Annotated in this window: 14 protein-coding genes and 4 pseudogenes; 6 read left to right on the forward strand and 12 right to left on the reverse strand. The window is 69.7% G+C overall.

The features are described from left to right. Positions 1-338 precede the first annotated feature (338 nt). The 3 genes and pseudogenes from R2S09_RS38100 (at position 339) to R2S09_RS38110 (ending at position 2,201) form a co-directional block, all read left to right on the forward strand. A complete protein-coding gene (locus tag R2S09_RS38100) occupies positions 339-692 on the forward strand; it encodes an antibiotic biosynthesis monooxygenase (protein ID WP_306192362.1) in 354 nt (117 codons plus the stop codon). An 80-nt stretch (positions 693-772) separates the two neighbouring features. Next, positions 773-1,301, forward strand: a pseudogene (locus R2S09_RS38105) (transposase); the annotation flags it as partial. Between the two features lie 348 nt (positions 1,302-1,649). Further along, positions 1,650-2,201: a carboxymuconolactone decarboxylase family protein gene (locus R2S09_RS38110; protein ID WP_316745736.1), complete on the forward strand. Its 552-nt coding sequence runs from the start codon at positions 1,650-1,652 to the stop codon at positions 2,199-2,201. 488 nt (positions 2,202-2,689) lie between these two features. Here the strand turns inward: R2S09_RS38110 and R2S09_RS40830 are convergent. From R2S09_RS40830 to R2S09_RS38130, 3 genes and pseudogenes are all read right to left on the reverse strand, one after another. After that, positions 2,690-3,063, reverse strand: a pseudogene (locus R2S09_RS40830) (Rrf2 family transcriptional regulator). A 181-nt stretch (positions 3,064-3,244) separates the two neighbouring features. Continuing rightward, entirely contained in the window at positions 3,245-4,159 is a 915-nt protein-coding gene (locus R2S09_RS38125; RefSeq protein ID WP_316745738.1) for an MBL fold metallo-hydrolase, read from the reverse strand. 24 nt (positions 4,160-4,183) lie between these two features. After that, positions 4,184-4,429, reverse strand: a complete 246-nt coding sequence (locus R2S09_RS38130; RefSeq protein WP_316745740.1) for a hypothetical protein — start codon at positions 4,427-4,429, stop codon at positions 4,184-4,186. Between the two features lie 129 nt (positions 4,430-4,558). Here R2S09_RS38130 and R2S09_RS38135 point away from each other — a divergent pair. Beyond that, a pseudogene (locus tag R2S09_RS38135) lies at positions 4,559-4,819 on the forward strand (TetR-like C-terminal domain-containing protein); the annotation flags it as partial. A gap of 211 nt (positions 4,820-5,030) precedes the next feature. Further along, positions 5,031-5,309, forward strand: a complete 279-nt coding sequence (locus R2S09_RS38140; protein WP_316745742.1) for an alpha/beta hydrolase — start codon at positions 5,031-5,033, stop codon at positions 5,307-5,309. Between the two features lie 313 nt (positions 5,310-5,622). Here R2S09_RS38140 and R2S09_RS38145 read toward each other — a convergent pair whose 3' ends face one another. Beyond that, positions 5,623-6,330 (reverse strand): alpha/beta fold hydrolase, encoded by a 708-nt coding sequence (locus tag R2S09_RS38145; protein WP_399145594.1) that lies wholly within the window; start codon positions 6,328-6,330, stop codon positions 5,623-5,625. Between the two features lie 766 nt (positions 6,331-7,096). Beyond that, on the reverse strand, positions 7,097-7,945 hold the full coding sequence (locus tag R2S09_RS38150; RefSeq protein ID WP_316745746.1) for a helix-turn-helix transcriptional regulator: 849 nt from the start codon (positions 7,943-7,945) through the stop codon (positions 7,097-7,099). A gap of 137 nt (positions 7,946-8,082) precedes the next feature. Here R2S09_RS38150 and R2S09_RS38155 point away from each other — a divergent pair, with 137 nt between their 5' ends. Continuing rightward, positions 8,083-8,937 carry an NAD-dependent epimerase/dehydratase family protein gene (locus R2S09_RS38155; protein ID WP_316745748.1) on the forward strand — a complete coding sequence of 285 codons (855 nt, stop codon included), beginning with the start codon at positions 8,083-8,085 and terminating at the stop codon, positions 8,935-8,937. 296 nt (positions 8,938-9,233) lie between these two features. On the opposite strand, the gene R2S09_RS38160 is transcribed toward R2S09_RS38155, so the two are convergent. The 7 genes and pseudogenes from R2S09_RS38160 to R2S09_RS40835 form a co-directional block, all read right to left on the reverse strand. Next, positions 9,234-10,127, reverse strand: coding sequence for a hypothetical protein (locus tag R2S09_RS38160; protein ID WP_316745749.1), 894 nt, complete (start codon positions 10,125-10,127; stop codon positions 9,234-9,236). Positions 10,128-10,440: 313 nt separating this feature from the next. Beyond that, entirely contained in the window at positions 10,441-11,445 is a 1,005-nt protein-coding gene (locus R2S09_RS38165) for a helix-turn-helix domain-containing protein (RefSeq protein ID WP_316745750.1), read from the reverse strand. Between the two features lie 105 nt (positions 11,446-11,550). Next, positions 11,551-15,324 carry a S8 family serine peptidase gene (locus R2S09_RS38170; protein WP_316745752.1) on the reverse strand — a complete coding sequence of 1,258 codons (3,774 nt, stop codon included), beginning with the start codon at positions 15,322-15,324 and terminating at the stop codon, positions 11,551-11,553. A 522-nt stretch (positions 15,325-15,846) separates the two neighbouring features. After that, positions 15,847-16,257 (reverse strand): annotated as a pseudogene (locus tag R2S09_RS38175) (transposase); the annotation flags it as partial. Between the two features lie 630 nt (positions 16,258-16,887). After that, positions 16,888-17,436, reverse strand: a complete 549-nt coding sequence (locus tag R2S09_RS38180; RefSeq protein ID WP_316745754.1) for a carbonic anhydrase — start codon at positions 17,434-17,436, stop codon at positions 16,888-16,890. 676 nt (positions 17,437-18,112) lie between these two features. Then, positions 18,113-18,409, reverse strand: a complete 297-nt coding sequence (locus R2S09_RS38185; RefSeq protein ID WP_306192329.1) for a GYD domain-containing protein — start codon at positions 18,407-18,409, stop codon at positions 18,113-18,115. A 225-nt stretch (positions 18,410-18,634) separates the two neighbouring features. Further along, positions 18,635-18,856, reverse strand: a 222-nt coding sequence (locus tag R2S09_RS40835) for a hypothetical protein (RefSeq protein ID WP_399145596.1), incomplete at its 5' end; no start/stop codon positions are given.

Consider the following 18,856-nt stretch of genomic DNA (forward strand, 5'->3'; position numbering starts at 1 on the left):
CGGTGACGTGGAGGTCGCTCTGTATGTCGCCCAGGGCCGAGATGGTGGACGTGACGTCGACGAAGGTCATCATGACGCCGAGGCAGACCACCAGCAGGCCGAGCCGACGGGACAGCCCGCCGCCGGCGGCCGTGGTGCGGGAAACCTACTTCTGTTCTGCGATCAGGTGCCCCGGCGGCGTCCCGTCCCTTGCACCGTTCTACGAGCCGTTAGGCTCGCCGCCGTTTTCCGGAGCTGGCGGAGAGGTCGCATGGCTTCGGTCAAGAGTCCGATCCCTCATGTATCCCGTCCAGAAAAGACACTGGTTCGTTGGGCGCGTCCCGCCTTACGGTGACGCCATGAGCGATCACTCAAAAGCGCCTGTCGCGCCCGTCGAGGCGTATGAACCCCCCTACTACGTGGCCGTCTTCACTACCGTGCGAACCCAGGACCAGAACGGCTACGGCGAGACCAACGCACGCATGGAGGACCTGGTGAAGGACGTCCCCGGGTTCCTGGGGATGGACCACGCGCAGACTCCTGGCGGGCTGGGCATCACTGTCGGGTACTTCCGTGACGCCGAGGCCCTCGCGGAGTGGCGGAGCAACGCCGAGCACCGCGCGGCACAACAGCGTGGGCAAGCCCAGTGGTACCAGAGCTACACGCTGCATGTGGCGAAAGTGGAGCGGAGCCACGGGTTCACGCGAGCGTAGGTCCCGCAGAGCCCGACAGCAGGCTGACCGATCCAAGTCACCTCCTGGTCCGCCAGGCGCCGTCCCGCCAGGCTGTCAGGGTGGCAGAACGAGTACACGTCCGCGAGATCGATGACGACGAGGGACAGCGCCTGCTGCGGATCATCCGCAGGGGCACCGGCTCGGTGGTGACCTGGCGGCGGGCCCAGTTGGTGCTGCTGTCCGCCCAGGGTATGCCGGTGGCGAAGATCGCCGAAGTGACGTTCACCAGCGCGGACCGGGTACGGGACGTGATCCACAACTTCAACACCGGCGGATTCGACTCGCTCTACCCCAAGTACAAAGGTGGCCGACCGAAGATCTTCACCCTGCCGGAAGGCCGGGAGATCAAGAAGATCGCCAAGTTCAAGCCGGCCGAACACGGCCTGCCGTTCTCGACCTGGAGCCTGGCAAAGCTGGCCGACTTACTGGTCGCCGAGGGGGGTGGTCGACGACATCAGCCACGAGGGCCTTTGGGTCCTGTTCCGCGAGGAGGGCGTGTCCTTTCAACGCGTGAAGACATGGAAAACCTCCCACGACCCTGACCACGCCGCCAAGAAGGCCCGCGTCGAGCACCTCTACGCGATCGCACGCAATCGCAGAACCAGACCGTCCCAACTTCCGCCACGCCAGATCATCTGTTCGAACCAGGGTCGGTGTTTGGTGCGCCAGGCCTGCCACATTGCTCGGACCAGGTACAAATGCTCCTCTCGTTGGCGGGGCCTCAGTAGGTGTTTTTCAACCTCTAAGCCCCAGGTCAGGTCAGGGTGTGTGACTCACGAGGCAGAAGCCGCCGTTTCGTTTTCGCGTGTCGAGAACGACATATCGAGACGACACTGGAGCGACAATGCGCTCACACAGATCCTAATCGCGTTCGCCGTGCCGCCCGACGCTGCGAACGTGTTCCCTCGCTCGGCCGTAACAACGGTTTTGTCATAGATGACCGAGCGGCTCGGTGGGGGCGCCGGAAGCGCGGGCAGGGAAATGATGAGTACCGAAAGGACCGAGATGGCCGACAATATTCAGATCGCGAACCGCCGGCTCGACGCGAGCAGGAACGAGGCGCTGATCAGCATGGCTCGGATGGGCGCGGATGCATTCGGATACAAAGCGGAGCTGCGGATCGACCGCGGCCTCGCCCAGCTCCTGCGCCTGCGGGTTTCGCAGCTCAACAACTGCACCTACTGCCTCAACCTGCACTACGAGGCGGCGCGCGCGGCGGGCATCCCCCGGGTCAAGATCGACACCCTCACCGCGTGGTGGGAGACCGAGCTTCACTCCGAGGCCGAGCAGGCGGCGCTCCGCTACACCGAGGCGCTCACCCGCGCCGCGGACACCGACCGCGACGTGGCGTTCCAGCGCCTCCACGACGCCCTCGCTGCGCACTTCAGCCCGGAGGAGATGCTCGAGATCGTCGGCGTCGTCGTCAATATGAACGTCTGGACCCGCATCAAGCTTGCCGAGGGTGCGATGCCGGGCCCGGCGGATTGAGGGGCTTCCGCTGCTCCGTTCAGCGACGGGAGTCGATGCCCTACCCGCCGTCCCGGCCGACGCCTGGTGTGACACTCGGTTTACGAGGCCGCGCGGTATCCCGCGCCGTCGGATCTGATTCCGTCGCTTGAACTGGAGGTACAGAACGACTTGGCAGCACAGCCGACCTGACCTGCGGCTTGAGGTTGAAGAACACCTACTCGGTGGCCCAGGCGGCCATCGCTGCGCTCCCTTTGGAGCGCCACGCAGGTCAGCGCAGGCGTCCATGGCTCCGGCCGTCACTTCTAATTTCAACGAGCTCTTGTCATTTCGCCGTAGCTTCGGGAGGAGGGGCCGTATCGTGGTCGGCGCCACCTGAGGGGTTGGCCGACAGCTCCCCGGAGGCGCTTTGGCGTTCAGACCTTGGCCGCTGCCACCCGACGCGGGCGCACGGCGAGTTCCTTGACGGAGCGCGCACCCCAGAACCCCCAGAACTAACTGTAGCTGAGTCAGTTACAGTTGACTTGTGCGTCCGCGCTGCGGAACTCGGCGTCAAGCAGAGCGCCGATGTTGCGTCCGACCTCGCAGGCCCCGCTGGGCGGATGGGTGTGCCGCGAGAAGACCTGCCCCTCCTCGACGGCGGCGTACGCGTCATAGAGCGTGATGTGCCGTGGGGAGTGAGCAAGGGACCAGCCGTCCCCCGACCCTCGGTGGACCAGACCAGGTGAGCGTCTCGCAAGCGGCCGAGGATACGCCGCATGAGGACTGGATTGCGGTCAAGGCTGTCTGCGATCTCCGCGGAAGTCAACGAGCCCCCACGCCGGTGCGCCAGCATCGCAAGCGCGTGAATCGCGACTGCGCTCCTGCTGCTGAGCCCCGCCATCTCCTGCTCCTGCCGCCGTCGTCACCGATTGACTGGAACGAGGCTGGTTGCAGTTGAATCGATGGTGACGGGTGGCGGGTGGTCGCTGCGGTCCGTCAACGGGCCCGGGCCCGGTACGGCTGCGCCGGAGGTTCGGCTCGACACGGGAGCGCCGTCCTGACACGGCTCGGACGGTCGCCGGTCAGTGCGAGTCGGCGGGGACGGGTGAGAGCCGGTAGGCGCCCTGATCGGTGACGACACGGCCGGCTGTGGGCGGTGCGAAGTGGGTGCCCAGGACGAGGGTGTCCGTGTCGGCGAGTGAGTTGAGGAGCGTGCGGCGCGAGGTCTCGGATTGCTGTGGGTCGATGTCGACGCAGGCGCCGATGGCGGGGTGGGCGAGCTGGACGGGGTGGTGGATGCAGTCGCCGGTGATCAGAGCCCTGCGGCCGTGGCTGCTCAGCTCTACGGCGACGTGGCCCGGGGTGTGGCCGGGCGTGGGCAGCAGGCGCAGGCCCGGGACGACGTCGACACCCTCGGCGGGGACGTCGACGAGGTCGAGCAGCCCCGCCCCCTCCACGGGGATCACGGAGTCCCGGAACATCTGCTCGCGCGCCTCCTCCATGTCGTAGCCGACCCAGAACTCTCGCTCGGTGCGGGAGGCCTGGTAACGGGCGTGGGGGAAGGTGGGAACCCAGTCACCGTCCGCCTCCCGCGTGTTCCAGCCGACGTGGTCGGCGTGCAGGTGAGTGAGGATCACGAGGTCGACCGAGTCCGGGGGGAATCCGGCGGCGGTGAGGTCCCGAAGGTAGTCGGTGTCCAGATCGTGCCAGGCGGGGTTGGCCCGTTCTTTGCCGTTGCCGATGCCGGTGTCGACCAGGATGCGCAGGCCGCCAAGGGTGAACGCGAAGCTGTGGCTGTCGATGCGGAGGGTGCCCTTGTCGTCGGCGAAGTGGGGGCGCAGCCAGTCCTGCGCGGCGACGAGGTCGGGGGTGGCGTCGGGCAGCAGCCACGATCCGGTGGCGGGCGGCAGGAGCACCTCGTCGATGCGATGGACGGCGACGTCGCCCACGGTCCAGGAGGGGGCGGCGGTCGGGTCGGTGGTCGGCGTAGTACTCATGATCGTTCTGTCCTTCGAGTCTCGTCACGGAAGGTCGTCGTGTGCGTGGTGGGCTGTCCTGCTGCCCCCCGTCACGGTGAGTGCGGCCAGGGCCGCGACGGCAGCCAGAGCGACTGCGATGGCGTAGGCATGGTCGGCGGTGCGCGGCCCGGAGGGCTGGGTGGCGGCGCCCGCGGCGATGGCGGGCAGGCTCATGGAGAGGTACCCGGGGACGTAGTAGGAGGCCAGGGGTGTGGCGCGGTCCTGCTCGTCGAGTGAGGCGAGTGTCATGCGCAGCCCCTTGGGAGACGGCGCGGAAGGCGGTCCCGGCCAGGGCTGCTCCGCCGTAGACAGCGGGCAGGCCGGCGCCGCGCAGACCGCTCAGCGTAAGGGTACCGGCGGGTACGACGGCGGGGCTACGGCCGCGCCTACGTCCGTGACGCCCTGCTCGGCGACCCGGACGGTGGCAACGCCGGCCAGTGCTCCGCCTACGCCGCCGAGCAGATCGACGTCATCCTCACCCGCGCGACCGAACGCGGGGAGAAGACACCCGACGTCGAGACGGTCATCGACCACGTCGTCGCCCCCCTGATGTACCGCATCCTCTTCCGCCCGGACGGACTCGACGCCGCGTACGCGCGTCGGCTCGTGACAGCGGTCCTCGCCACGACCGGCCGATGACGGGGGAGGGGCAGTGCGGAGTCAGCGGCGGTCGGCCGTCACGTCGACGGAGGCGATGCGCGCCAGAGGATGTCGCTTGCCGGTCAGCATCGCGTCGAACCGCTCGTCGCCGGTGAGGTGGCGGCCGAGGAAGGCGTCGATATAGGCCGCGGCGACCTGGCGTTGGCCGGCTTCGGTCAGCTGGGTCTCATAGGTCGAGTCACCGGGTTCGGTGCACTGGCCGGGGTGGTCGTCGTCGTGGCCGGCGTCGTCGCCGGCGGCAGACCACCTCGCCCGGCAGAGCGTTCACGTCACCAGACAGCCGGTCGGGGCGGCCGCATGGCAGCAGGTGCCCTCGACGTACCTTTTCTGCGCCCAGGACCACGGCACCCCACCGCGACTGCAGCGCGAGTTCGCCCGCCGGGCCGGCAGCGTCGTCGAACTCGATGCCGGCCACCATCCGTTCCTGTCCCAGCCTGCCGCGGTACAAGACCTGTTGCTGAGCCTTTGACGGCAGCCGCGGACGAGCCGGGCCGCCTCGGCAGCTTGCTGCCTGGCGGCCAATCACGGCGACCTGTGCCCGTCCGTCCCTTGGCTGATCGACCCGCTCTGGGACCCATTCGCGGCACTGCTCCGCAGGCCCGGCGGTGGCCGCAAGAAGGTCGCCGCGGTAGGCGGAGCAGCGGGCGGATCTCGCCGAGGCCTCGGTGACGGTGGAGCGCTCGTGCTTGCGGCCCGCCCCGGCGGAGGCCGCACGGGCCCATTCCTTGGTCACACTCGAAGAACCCCTGCGGCCGTCCCCACGGCACGGTCTGTGACCGAGCTCATGGTTGGCGGGCAGGACGGACGTTTTCCTCCAGGAACGCCGAAACCGCCTCGGTGAAAGCCTCCGGCGCTGCGTGGTGGATCAGGTGACCCACCGGGATGGTGACCACTCGCCCGCCGGGGATGCGGCGGGCCAGCTCGGCGACGCCGTCCTGGGGAACATGGCTGTGTGGGCCGCCGGCGAGCACGAGGGTCTCGGCGGTGATCTGGCCGAGTCGCTCCAGCCACCTGGGATCGGGCCGGTCGATCTGCCGCCTGACGGCCAGCACCATCTCCCAGTCGAAGGTCAGGGCGCCGTCCGGCCTGGCCGGGGTGCTCGCCTCCCGGGGACGGGGGACTGGTACATCCTCCAGGACGAGCCGACTCACCCGCTGCGGATGGTCCTCCGCGAGCAGGTAGGCCACGATTCCGCCCATGGAGTGCCCGATCAGATCCACCGGTCCAAGTCCCAGTGCGTCCAGGAACCGGAGCACATCGGCTTGCATGAGTTCGAGTGAGTAGGCCCCCGGCCAGTCGCTTCGGCCGTGGCCACGGAGATCGAGGGCGTACACTCTTCGACTCCGGGCGAGGGCGGGCACAACCGCCGCCCAGTCGGTGGCATCCTCGCCCAGCGCGTGCAACAGGACGAGCGGCGTGGCATCCGGAGGACCCGCCATCTGATAAGCCAGCCGAACCTCGCCAACGTCGACCGAGCGTTGATCAACCATGTCCGGAGGATATGCGGACGGGTCCTGCCGGAGATTGATGTTCACCGGCAGCCGAACCACCATCGCCAGTCAGCAGCTCGGGTTCTCAGCGACACGTTTCTGGCCCCGACCTTCAGTAGCCGACAACGCCGTAAGCGGTGGGCCAAACACGCTGTGCGGTTCCCTGTCCTTCGGGTGGTGTCGCTGGGCGTGTCGGGATGGGTGCGGTGGGCTGCGGCAAGCCTGCGTGAGCAACGGGTCTGCCCGCAGTGCGGCGAGGAGTTCACCACTGACCTGAGCGGAAGCGCAAGTTCTGCTCGGCCGAGTGCCGGACCGCGTCCCGCCGCGGCGAGGCCCACATGGAGACCCGGACCTGCCCCGTCTGCGACAACCCGTTCCAGGCCGGGAAGACCGTCCGCACCGTCTCCTGCCCGATGGTCTGCCTCAAGGCCGAGCACCGCCGCGACCAGGCCCTGGACGAGGAAGGGCCCGTCGGCTCGGGCGGACACCACCGCCCGCACCTCCGACCTGGACCGGACTTCCCCTTCCCCCACCGGTCCGCCCAGCCTCGCGGCAGCAACCCACCATGGTCCGCGACGCGCTGGAGCCGACCACGACCCGGAACTGCCCGCACTGCCGGCAGCCGGTCACTATCGTCGCGCTGCGGCCACGTCAGAAGCCGCCCGGCCCACGACATTGTGCCGCTGCCGGCCCCGGATGGCGCGGGAGTTCGGGATCGTGGGCGATGCGCGGTGGGCAGGGAGCGAACTCGAAAGCGCGCACGCGGTCAGGAGCCCGTCGGCGTCAGGTCCTGCAAGCCCACCACCCGCAGCAACTGCAAGCGCTCGTACGACTCCGTGCCCGGGCGGGCCGTGTGGATGACGAGCTGCTGGTTGTGGTCGGAGTTGACGAGGACCTCGCAGTCGAGTTCGAGGATGCCGATCGCAGGGTGCCGGAAGCGTTTCGTGGCGGCGCGGCGTACGGCGACCTCGTGTTCGTTCCAGAGGTTGGCGAACTCCTCGCTCGCGGCGCGTAGTTCGGCGATGAGGGAGGCGGGTTCGGGGTCCGTGGGGCGGGCCGAGGCCACCGCTCGCAGGCCGGCGACCTGCTCACGGGCGCGCTCCGGGCGGTCCTCGGGCGGGAACAGCTCCTGGGCCGCCGGGTCCAGGAAGAAGCGGCGGATCATGTTGCGTCCTCGGGGCGGGCGGGCGAGGACGTCTCCGCTCAGCGCCCGTGACAACGCGTTCTGGGCCAGGACCTCGCCGCAGTCGGTCGCCACCATCGCCGGGGTGTCGTGCAGCCGGTCCAGCACCAGGAGCAGGCCCGGGCGCACGTGGGTGCTGGTCGCCTCCCGGCGCGGTGGCTCCTCACCAGTGAGGTGGAAGAGGTGGTCGCGTCCGTCCTCCGTCAGGCGCAGGGCGCGGGCCAGCGCGGTGAGCATCTGGCGGGAGGGGCGCGGGCCCCGGGACTGTTCCAGCCGCGTGTAGTAGTCCACGGACATGCCGGCCAGCTGGGCCACCTCCTCGCGGCGCAGCCCCGGCGTACGGCGCCGGGCTCCGGCCGTGAGGCCCACGTCGGAGGGGTCCAGGCGGGCGCGAGCGCGGCGCAGGAAGTCGGCGAGTTCGGCTCGGTTCACCTCTCCAGGGTGCGGGACGCCGGCCGACTTTATCCAGGGACTCCCGATCCCCTGATGAAGAGGTCTCTCCCCCTCGTCCCCGCGTCGGCCGAGGCTGGTCGTCAACGACAGGCGACACAGTGCGTGAGGAGCACATCATGCTGACTTTGGTGACCGGTACGACGGGACAGGTCGGACGCCGCTTCGTGCCGAGGCTGCTGGCCCAGCGGCAGCCGGGCGAGCAGGTGCGAGTGCTGGTACGGGACGCGGCCCGCGGCGAGCGCTTCGCCGAGCTGGGCGCCCAGGTCGCCGTAGGAGACATGCGCGACGAGGAGACACTCGGCAAGGCGCTCGCCGGCGTGGACGCCGTCGTGAACGTCGCCGCCTCCTTCCGCGGGGTGCCGGACGAGGAGGCGTGGGCCGTCAACCGGGACGCCGCGGTGGCCCTGGGCCGCGCCGCGCAGGCCTTGGGCGTGGAGCGGTTCGTGCAGGTCAGCACGAACAATGTGTACGGCGTCGGACGCGGCCGCCCGCTGACCGAGGAGGACGAGAGCCGGCCGGGCGGTGAGATGTGGGGCGCCTACCCCGAGTCCAAGGCCGAAGCGGAGCGCGAACTGCTCGCGCTCAAGGGCCTGGACGTACGCATCGGACGGCTCCCCTTCGTCTACGGCGAGGGCGACCCGCATCTCGCCAACTCCTTGCACTGGGCCGCCCGTTGGGCGCCGCACCAGCGTCTGCAGATGGCCCACCACGCGGACGTCGCCCAGGGCCTGATGCGTCTGCTGTACGCGCCGGGCATCGCCGGCCGGATCTACAACATCGCCGATGACGCCCCCGTCACGACGGTCGAGCTGTACCAGCTCAACGGCGTCGAGGTGCCCGCCGGGCTCCACGAGCTCACGGACCCCGACCCGTGGTTCGGGATCATGTCCAACCAGCGGATCCGCCGGGAGCTCGGCTTCCGGCCGATCTACCCGAGCGTCTGGACGGCCCGGGACGCCGGAGCCCTGTGACGGTCACTGCGCCCCGCCAGTCCACCCCGCGGACCCGCCCCACCAACACCGCCCCCGCCGCCGCGATCACGGCCACCACGGCCACCACCAGGTGCAGCACCCGGTAGCGACAGGTCCGTCACGATCGGCGCGGCAAGGGCGGGCGTCCACGACCCGCGGCAGCGCGTTCGCCACGTTGATCACGCCGAGGTCTGCTGGTGACACGTAGCGCGCCGTATCGGTAGCAACCACTGTGCTTCGCCCGACTGAAGCCACAGTCAAGAGGATGCCGGTGGTGACACCTATCGTGCTTCGGCTCAATGCTCGTGCCCGTCGAGCGCGTGGGCGGCCGGCGCAGCCGCTCCGGTTCCGACACCCGTCGGCGCTCCGACACCCTTCACGCCCTTGCCCGTGATCCTCTCCGCCCAGACCTGCTGCGCGCAGATCTGGGCGGTGGAGTCGGCCAGGTGGGCCTTCACCTTGGCGTCAAGCCAGACCTTCGCGATGCCCCCCAGGAAGGCCGGCTTCGCCGAGCGGGCCGCTGCGCCGGAATCGCCGGTGAGCGCGGACCAGAACGCTGGGGCCTGTGTGCGCGTCTGCGCGACGGCAGCACCCTGGATGCTGTCCAATCGTCGGACGAGGTCGGAACCGGCCACCTTCGGCCGGGTCCGGGACCTGGCGGCAGCATCGGTGTACTTGATGATGAGCGGCAGCCGGGAGGCGTGTGCGTCGTCGTAGCCGTCGGCGATCAGCTCGGTCACGTCGAACAACTGCTTGTCCAGCTTTCCGGCGCCGACGTAGGGCAGGACGGCGTCCGGATACACATAGGTGGCGCCGTCGATGACGGCGTGGTGGAAGCCCGCGGCGGCGCCGTTCGCCGGTTCGAAGGACCGGACGACGGCGCCGTCGTCCGTGGTACCGATGGTCACCTTGTCACCGGTGATCAGCGTGACGGTGTGTACGTCGCCGCCAGGTGAGCGCCGTGCCGCTTCGGCGGGCACGGACGTGACGGGGTGCGCGGGCGCGGCGGCTGTGGCTGGTATGACCCCCAGCGACAGGGCGGCGACCACGCCGAGGGCCGGCAACCCCGGTCTGGAACGGGCTTTTCGGACAAGGAAAACCTCAAAGGAATCGAAGAACGGTGGCCGGCTTGGAGCATGGGGGACACCTTCGGTCTCCGGCAACGGATGTCGCCGGCGCACCCGTGCCATGGCGCAACTGCGCTACCTTCGGCCTTGGTTCATGACAAGGACGCGGGCGGTCGGCACGGTCGGCTCACAGCGTGCGTCGAGACGGCAGACGACGGTGACCGGGGCCAGTGCTGCGGTGGGGATGACACCGGGGGCGGGTTGGGTGCCTCACCTGAGGGCGGACTGGATCGCAACGTCGCTCCGCACCGCTCACGCCACCGCGGGCGCCGGCGACGACGTTCCCCCGGCAGCGGCCCCGCCGATGTCGAGGGGTGACGCCCTCTTCGGGGGTCGTTCGGTCAGCTGGAGGGGACGGCAGCCGCAGACTCTCGGCTCACAGCCATCCGCGGCGTGCGGCCTGCCAGGCGAGTTGCATGCGTGTTGCCGCGCCGGCGCGCTCCATCATGCTCTGGATCCGGCGCTGGACGGTCCGGCGGCTCAGCCCCATCTGCGAGGCGATCGCCTTGTCGGCGACCCCGGCCACCAGCAGGGCGAGCAGCTTGCGGTCGGTGGGGGAGAGCACATCGGGCTGCCCGACTGCGTCCGTCCCTTCGATGGCGCCGGCGTCGTCGACGTTCAGGGGGACGGCGTCCTCCCAGTAGCGCTCGAACAGGGCCATCAGGGCAGCGAGCAGATTGCTGTCCCTGACCAGTGCGGTGGTCGGCTCCTCGGGGCTGCCGTGCGGCCCACCGGCCACGAGGGGGAAGATGGCGACGGAGCGGTCGGCGATCGCCAGGCGCAGCGGCAGGTTCGGCACGGCCCGGGCGACCTCGCCGGCCCGTACGCCCGCCACCACGTTGTCCACGGCTCCTTCGTCGTCGAAGAACGCCTTCTCGTACAGCACTCGGTAGCGCACGCCCCGGGCCAGCGCCTCGAACTCCTCGGCATTGCTGCCGGACGGCATGGCCACGTACTGGGCCTTGCAGAACCAGAGCATTTCGGCCTGCGCGCTGGTCTGGATTTGCCTCAGGTGCTGGCGCAGGGCTTCCGCCCCGGTGATGACCTCGAGCAACTGGCCGGCGTCGTGCCTGCGAATCGTGTCCCGGTAGGACTCGACCAGACGGGCGGCCTCGATCCGGGCCAGCTCCAGAGCGTCGGCGCTGCGCTTGAGCCGGGGCAGCAGCGCCACGTCCGGGGGAGTGGCTCGGTACGCCCGGGGAGTGCCGTCCGTATGACTTGCCAGGCCCTTGGAGGTCAGCGAGTCGAGGATACGCGCGGCGTCCGCGTGGGACAGACCGGCACGCTGGGCCAGGTCTGCCGGGGTGGCCTGGCCGTACGCGACGAGCAGCCCGTAGAGGGACTCCTCCTCGCCGGAGACGCCGGCGACCTCCAGCACCACTGACGTCCTCCCGGGGTCGTGCGTTCGACGGTTGAATACCGTACTACATGGGAGGCATGGAGCAGGGGGGGCGCACGTCGGAACACGCGCCCCCCGAGGGCTCACCTACCGCTGCAGGGCGTAGGCGCGCTGCACCGTCTGGCAGACCGTGTTCCCGGCGGCGTCGCGGGCCGTGACGCGCAGGGTCACCCAGGCGCCGGCGGCAGCCTTCGAGGGCCCGTCGACCCTGGCCTGGAAGGCGTTGCGGCCGCGGTCGGTCACCTTGGCCGTGCTCCAGGTGCGGCCGTCGTCGTAGGAGGCCTCGACCTGAACGGTCACTCCGCTCGGGGCGGGCAGCCCGTCCTGGGCGCGGACCCGGACGCCGATGGCGTGTGTGTGGCCGGCATGCAGCACGTTGTGCGCGTCGACCGGCACCGCGTAGTCCAGTTGGAGTAGAGACAACGGCGTGGCCGTGTCCGTCCGGGCCGACCGGAAGGACCACGAGGTGCTGGTGGCGACGGAGTCCTTCCAGTCCGGCGAGTTCCGCGACGTGGTCAGGTCCAGCCGGTACTGAGCGGCATCGGCGGGCACTTCCATGTCCGCCCAGGCACTGTCCAAGTCGGTGAGCTCGCGGCCGTCACGGTAGAGCACGGCGCTCGTGGCGTCGCCGGCCCTGTCGGCGCTCGACGTGCCGACACCGCCGCCGTCGCCTGCCTCGGCCCGCGACCAGTGTCCGGACTGCGAGTCCGTGAACTCCGGGATCCTCAGCCTCAGCACGTTGCCCACGCGCACCGTGGGAGTGGTGGTGCCGATCGGGATGGACGGCCGTACGACGGCGCCCTGCCAGGTCTCGGCGGGCTGCGCCCCGGCCCGGTACGCCCGGGGGACATCGCGCATGCCGACGGCGAGCGGCATGTCGACGTCGAACGTCGTAGTGTGGTGCACCAGGTGCTGCCACGTGGTGTCCCCGGCACTGATGTACTCGGTCCGGGTGAAGCCGGTGGGAACGAACCGGGTGTACTGCAGCCAGGCCGTGTTCTGGTACGGCCGCCAGCCGAAGCGCTGTTCGCTCGCCCAGCCGCTACCGCCGTTGTCCGCGTACGTGCTCCGCACCACCGCGCTGTCGCGCTCGGAGACGGTGTACACGACATGTTCGGGAATCTGCTGCGCGGACACCTGCATCACGTCGTACAGGTACGGGCTGCGGGCGGTGCCCGAGAACGTGACCGAGGCGGAGTGGTTCGCGATCCGCGCCAGGAGATCGGCACCCGCGCGGGAGCCGATACGCACCGTCGGTACGGCCCAGCGCTCGCCCTGAGGGTCCCAGCGAGTCCATCCGATGTCGCTGAAGTGGACGAGCATGACGGCACGAACACCGGCCGAGGCCGCCCGCGCGACGAGGTCCTTCTCGTACGCGCCGGTCGGGTCCTTCACGACCGCCAACCGGCCGCGTGCGTGGCTGAAGTCGGCGGTGGCGGCATCACCGGCGTCCACCGCGGTCAGGGTCGCCCCGCGGTCTGAGAAGAGCGGCGAGGCGGGCATGTAGTAGGCGTTCAGATCGAGGCCGCTGCCCGCCACCTTCGCCCGCAGGAGCGGGGCGACGAGCTGCCAGCGGGAGGCGAACTCGAAGGCGCCGTCGGTGACGCGCGCCGTGGGGCTGACGTACAGCCGCTTGGCACTGTCGAAGTACATGGTGGCCTGGGTCAGGCTGTGGCCGTCGATCTCCCGGTACGTCTGATAGCTGAGGACACCTCGCTGTTCCGCGGGCCGAGGCGTGCGGATGTCCACCGGCACCGTCTTGCGGGCGTCCACGGTGACGGTCATGTCCTTGGTGACCTTCACCTCGGGCAGCACCACATCGCACAGCTCCTGACCGTCGCCCACCGTGTCCAGCCAGGTGTTGTCCACCTGGTAGGTGCCCTCCTCGACCTCGGCGACGGCGGGTTCGGTGCTCGTGTAGTCCACGAATCCGTCGGGTCCCCAGATGGTCGGCAGAGCCGGAACGCGCGTGCCGGTCCTGTCGTACGTCTCCACGGTGATCCGGTGGACGGGCCCGTGCACCACGAGACTGAGCGTGGTGTGCACGGTGGTCTTCCCGTCGACGGATGTCGCGTTCACATAGCCGTAGAACTTGCCCTTCCCCGCACGAGCCGGGTCGACGGTCAGCGGGACCTCGGTCGTCGCTCCGGCCGGCACGCGCACCGAGTCGGAACCGAGCCGTACCGCGCCGTCAGCAAGAGCGCGGCCACCGGTGGTGGTCAGCTTGACACTGAGTGAGAGGGTGAGGTCCTCGTCGGAGGCGTTCGTGTATCGCAGCCGGGACGTGGCCGGGGCAGCGGCGCTGGTCGAGAACGGGCCCAGGGCGAGACTACCGGTGGCAGTGACCGTCCCCAGGGCCGCGGCGCGCACGTCGATCCGGCCGCCGCCCTCTTCCGTGACCTGCTGGCCGGGGACGGTGTGGGCCGTGCTGATCAGCGCGTCCTTCAACTGCGCGCCGGTCCAGTCGGGGTGACGCTGGGCGAGCAGGGCTGCAGCGCCGGCCACGTGCGGGGTCGCCATGGAGGTGCCGGAGGCGGCGACATAGTGCTCGTCCACCGGATCGCCCATCGTGGTCCCCGCCGCGCGGGCCGCCACGATGCCGACACCGGGCGCGGTCACATCCGGCTTCGCCCCATCGTCCCCGAGGCGCGGCCCCCGGCTGGAGAACGGGGCAAGCGAGTCGTCCCGGTCGACGGCTCCGACGGTGATGGCCTCATCGGCCGCACCGGGCGAGCCGACGGTGGTCGCCCCCTGTTCCCCGCTGTTGCCGGCGGCCACGACGAAGAGGGTGCCGGTGCTCCGGCTGAGGTCGTTCAGCGCCTGGCTCATGGGATCGGTGCCGTCGGTGGCCTCCTCGGAACCGAGGCTCATGTTGACGACCTTGGCACCCTGCGACGCGGCCCACTCCATACCGGCGATCACCTGCGACTCGCTGCCGTAGCCGTCGTCGCCGAGGACCTTGCCCACCAGCAACTGCGCGGCCGGCGCAACGCCTTTGTACCTGCCACCGGACGCGGCACCGCTGCCACCGACGATGGAGGCGACATGGGTACCGTGCCCGAAGACGTCCCCGGTACCGGAACTGCCGGAGAAGTCCTTCGCCTCGGCGACCCGCCCGGCCAGATCAGGATGCGTCTGATCCACACCGGTGTCGAGGACTGCGACCTTGACGCCGTCGCCCCGGTAACCGGCCTGCCACACGTCCGGGGCACCGATCTGAGCAGTGCTGCGGTCCAGGGCGGCACCCACCCGGCCGTCCAGCCAGACCCGGGGCGTGGCCGCGACCTCGGACGCCCTCAACTCTGCGGCGTCGGGAACGAGTTGACGCCAGAGGCGGCCGAGGTCGGAATCGGTCACGCGCATCGCCTGTGCGTCGATGCTGTCGAGCCTGCGGACGGGTGCACCGCCCGCTGCTAGGGCGGTCAAGCCGCGCATGGCCGAAGCCGCCACCTTCCCGGGGCCCGCCACGATGAGGGGCAGCGTGTCGGTGTGAGCCTTGTCGTACCCCTGCGCTACGAGCGCCGTCACGTCGAAGAGTTGCCGGTCGAGGCGGCCCGCGCCCACCAGCGGACCCGCGTCCGAGGGGAGTACCGTCAGGTGCCCGTCCTCCTCCAGCGTCCGGAAGACGATGCCCCGCCGGCCGGCCCCCGGGGTGACGGAGGCTGTCTGCCGGCCTCCCGGAGCCTTGGTGACGGTCACACTGTCACCCGTGATCAACTGCACTGTCGCCGTGCCGCCGGCCGGCGCGTTCGCCACGGCGCCCTCGCGCAGGCCGCTGGCGCCCGCGGAGAAGGGTGCCATGGCACCGGCAGCCAGCGCGAAGCCCGCTGATATCGCCGCCGCAAGGCGGATCCGTCTCATCAGTGTCGTGCCTTCCCTCGTCCGCGATGTGGTGTTCACGCGCTGGACAGAATCAGCTGGCACCGGACGGGCTGTCATTCGATTCGGCTGGCACGGATGGGACATGTCGCAACAGCGACACCAAGCAGTGCCGATCGGAGGGACGCGCGCACCAACGGCGCCCCCTGCCCCTCGGCTTCCATGCCGGCTCGCTCCCAGCCCGGGTACTTCGGCCGTCCCCCGCGGCCTCGCTGATCTCCCACGCCCGCGGGCCTTCGGAATGTGCTCGAACCACACGCGGTGACTCGGGGGAACGGCGGGGGCCACTTGACCCGTGTCCTCACGACACTGCCACGCGGAACGCCCCTCTCGCGGGCCCGGCCCGAACTCGTCCGGTCCGCCGATGCAGGACGCTCATGCAGATATCGGAGCCTGGGGGCTTCCGGCGAGCCGGACGATCGCGGGCGGATCGGCGTCAGGGCGGTCGCCGTGTGCTGCGGCCGACGCGGGAGCTGCCGAGCCTGCAGGCGCGAGGAGTGGAAAGCCGAGGAACTGCTCCAGCGCCGGGACGAAGTCCCCCGACGACAGCCCGTGCAGGTAGAGCAGCGGCAGCACCTCGGAGGCCTTCGGCGACTTACGGAACCACGGCGGCAGGATCTTGGAGGAGAACCGCGTCCGCTCACCGGTCGCCTCGTCGATGCGCCGGTCGTTGACCCGCGGCGCCTTGACCTCGACCGGGCCTGCGGCCGTGGTCACCTACCGCTCACGGTGGTAGCCGTTGCGGACCACCAGACGCCGGCCCACCTCGTCGCACTGATCAGCCAACCCGGCGATGCAGGCGTTGACTTCGGCCTCCAGCGCGTCGGCCGGCATCCGCCTCGCGCCCTCGCGGACGATGCCGTCGATCAGGGAGCCGGTCTCGGCGGAGCCTTCGGCATTCACTGCGCTGAGCACGGGCGTGCCTTCCCGACCCGCGCGCCAACGCGGGCCTACTCGATGACCAGAAGTCGATCACTCGGGAAGGTACGCCCTTCGCATCCGACCCGAGGCCGATCCACAGGTCTTGAGCATGGCTCCATGGTTGCCGACCGAGAGGTCATGTGGATGCGTGCGATCACGGCTGCATCTGCCTTCTCCGCGAACCGGATCCGCGTCTTGCCGTCATCAGTCATGTCGGGAACCTACAAGGCCAGCGAGGACTCGATCCAGCGGTCAACCCGGTGAACGTCGCCGGTCACAGCACCAGGTCCCCGCGCACCTGCATATCGATCACCCGCCGACTCTACCGGCGGTCGGTGCCGAACCGACGTGGCGCACGATTACGCTTCCAGGCCCTCGACTTGGGCCGTCTGTCGGCGTCCGAGGCGGCTCGACAGTGGCCAACGACGAGCAACGACAGGCACTCACGGAACGCGGTGAGCCGCTCGTGGCGCGCGCCGAAGACGTCTGACCAGCCAAAAGCCAACTCCCCAAGAGTCCCGGCAAGGCCCGGGGCAAGAAGAAGCAAGCCTGTGCGCTCAAACCGTCTCGGCCGGGCTGATCATCGACGGCCTGGCAAAATGCAGGTCTGTCTCGGTCAACCGGTCAGGAAGGCGCGCCCGCCAGGACTTCTACCTTCCCGGTGTCGAGGGAGTAGTAGGCGCCGACCACGGCAAGACTGCCCTGTCTCACGAGTGGGGCCAGGTCGTGGTTGGAGCGCAGGTCGGCCGCAGTCAGCTTGGCCTGCGCACGGGCCATGGTCTCGACCGGGTCGGCGCCGCCCTCCTTGACGGCCTGTGCGTACGCCGGACGCAGAGCCTTGGCGATCGCATCGAGATTCCCCGGTAGCGGCTTGCCGCCGTGGAGAGACTTGTACGCCGCCTCGATGGCCCCGCACCGCTGATGCCCGAGCACCACGATGAGCGGAGTGCCACTCGTCATGGGCCCGTACTCCACGGAACCCGTGACCACCGGCCCGACCGCCTCTCCTCCTGTGCGCATCACGTACAGGTCGCCCAGCCCGGTGTCGAAGAGAAGCTCCGGCGGCACCCGGGAGTCGATGCAGGAAAGGATCGCCCCGAGCGGCTTCTGCCCCTGGGCCACGAACTGGCGCCGGTTCGGATCCCGGTCGGGGTGGTGAAGTTCTCCGCTCACCCAGCGCTTGTTGCCATCCATCAGCCTTGCGAACGCTGCGGCGGGCGTTGTCGGGCTCGTTTCCGGCGAAGCACTGGTCGCCAACGTGGTGGCGCTCGTCGATGAGCACCCCGCGAGCACGGCCGTGGAGACTGCGAGTCCACCAACGAGCAACGCTCTGCGATTCGGGTGTTCCGCAGCAAGCATCGGTCGTTCCCCTCGGTTCGCCGAGACGCGTACAAACGCCATGACCAGGCGATTGTTCAGCGCGGTGACGGAGCCGGACCGCAGGCACAAGCAGGTGAGGGCCGCTTTCCCGCAGACGGACCACAGCATCCCGTTCCGGCGGCCGCATGAAAGCCTCCTGTGCCAGGCGCACCTTCGAACAACGCGACAGGGAGAGAAGTCCGGGCCGTGTCCGGGCTTCTCTCCCTGGAGTGCTGAGGGAATCCTGCCGCCGGCAGCCGTCGTTGCCCACCGTCCCCCTCAGAAGTGGTGAGGTTCGCTCGCCGTCAGGAGGTGACCGCGGCGGACTGCTACGCGGAATACGTCTCGCAGGGCTGCGGTCAGCTTGCCCGCCAGGAGGCGCATGTCCTCGAAGGCCGAGTCTTCGGTGCCGAGGGTCTCCGAGGCCGGATCCAGCCCGGCCGCTGAGCCGACTCAACGGACACCGCCCGCACGCACCGCGTGGTGGTCGTCAGCCGGCCGCCTTGCCGATGATGCGCTCCATCTCCTCCCGGCCGAAGGCCCGCAGCGTCGTGGAACGGACGTTGCCCACCCCACCGAGCTGCAGGAGCGCTGCGGCGGCAGTTTCGTCGTCGGGTGCCTCGACCACGGCCACGAGGTCGTACAGACCGACGGTCCAGTAGATATTCAAGAGCTTCGCGCCGAGCTTCTGTACCGCCGAGCCGAAGGTCTCGGCGCGCTTGGCGGTGTCCTTGTAGTTTCGGACGCCCTGATCAGTCCAGCTCAGCAAAGCAACGTACGTCGGCATGTCCTTCCACCTTCACGAGGGGACAGATCGCGAGGTCAATCCTGGGCATCTGAGGCAGAACCCGCACGAGATGCGCACCCGAACGAGCGCGACGAGCGACCACAGGTGCGCCCTCCTCCACGGCCCGGCCGTCGCCTGGCTCACTGTCGACGGACACCTGACCGGCGCCGTCCTGCTGCGCCCCGACGCCTCACGCACCCTGCGCCACCTGCGCACGGCGGGCATTCAGCGGCTGCTGATGCTCACCGGCGACCGTGCCGCGCTCACCCCGAGATCGGACGCCTCTCCCGCCGTACCGCCACCCATCTGCAGCTGGCCCGCACCGACGGCGGCCTCGCCCCCGAGTAACTCGACGACCTGTGCTCCTGCCTCTACGGCCTCACCACGGTCCTCCGCCTGCGCTTCACCCAGGAGAAGGAGAACCACTTCTCCCTCGGGTCCTCGTGA

Origin of the sequence: Streptomyces sp. MK7, assembly GCF_032658145.1 — a bacterium.
Classification (GTDB): Bacteria; Actinomycetota; Actinomycetes; order Streptomycetales; family Streptomycetaceae; genus Streptomyces; species Streptomyces spiralis.

Bases quoted from the DNA above. Each gene is read 5' to 3' on its own strand.
- R2S09_RS38125 (WP_316745738.1), bottom strand. From the start codon at position 4,159: ATGAGTACTACGCCGACCACCGACCCGACCGCCGCCCCCTCCTGGACC.
- R2S09_RS38130 (WP_316745740.1), bottom strand. From the start codon at position 4,429: ATGACACTCGCCTCACTCGACGAGCAGGACCGCGCCACACCCCTGGCC.
- R2S09_RS38160 (WP_316745749.1), bottom strand. From the start codon at position 10,127: ATGGCACGGGTGCGCCGGCGACATCCGTTGCCGGAGACCGAAGGTGTC.
- R2S09_RS38100 (WP_306192362.1), top strand. From the start codon at position 339: ATGAGCGATCACTCAAAAGCGCCTGTCGCGCCCGTCGAGGCGTATGAA.
- R2S09_RS38155 (WP_316745748.1), top strand. From the start codon at position 8,083: ATGCTGACTTTGGTGACCGGTACGACGGGACAGGTCGGACGCCGCTTC.
- R2S09_RS38110 (WP_316745736.1), top strand. From the start codon at position 1,650: ATGACCGAGCGGCTCGGTGGGGGCGCCGGAAGCGCGGGCAGGGAAATG.
- R2S09_RS38145 (WP_399145594.1), bottom strand. From the start codon at position 6,330: ATGGTTGATCAACGCTCGGTCGACGTTGGCGAGGTTCGGCTGGCTTAT.
- R2S09_RS38185 (WP_306192329.1), bottom strand. From the start codon at position 18,409: ATGCCGACGTACGTTGCTTTGCTGAGCTGGACTGATCAGGGCGTCCGA.
- R2S09_RS38170 (WP_316745752.1), bottom strand. From the start codon at position 15,324: ATGAGACGGATCCGCCTTGCGGCGGCGATATCAGCGGGCTTCGCGCTG.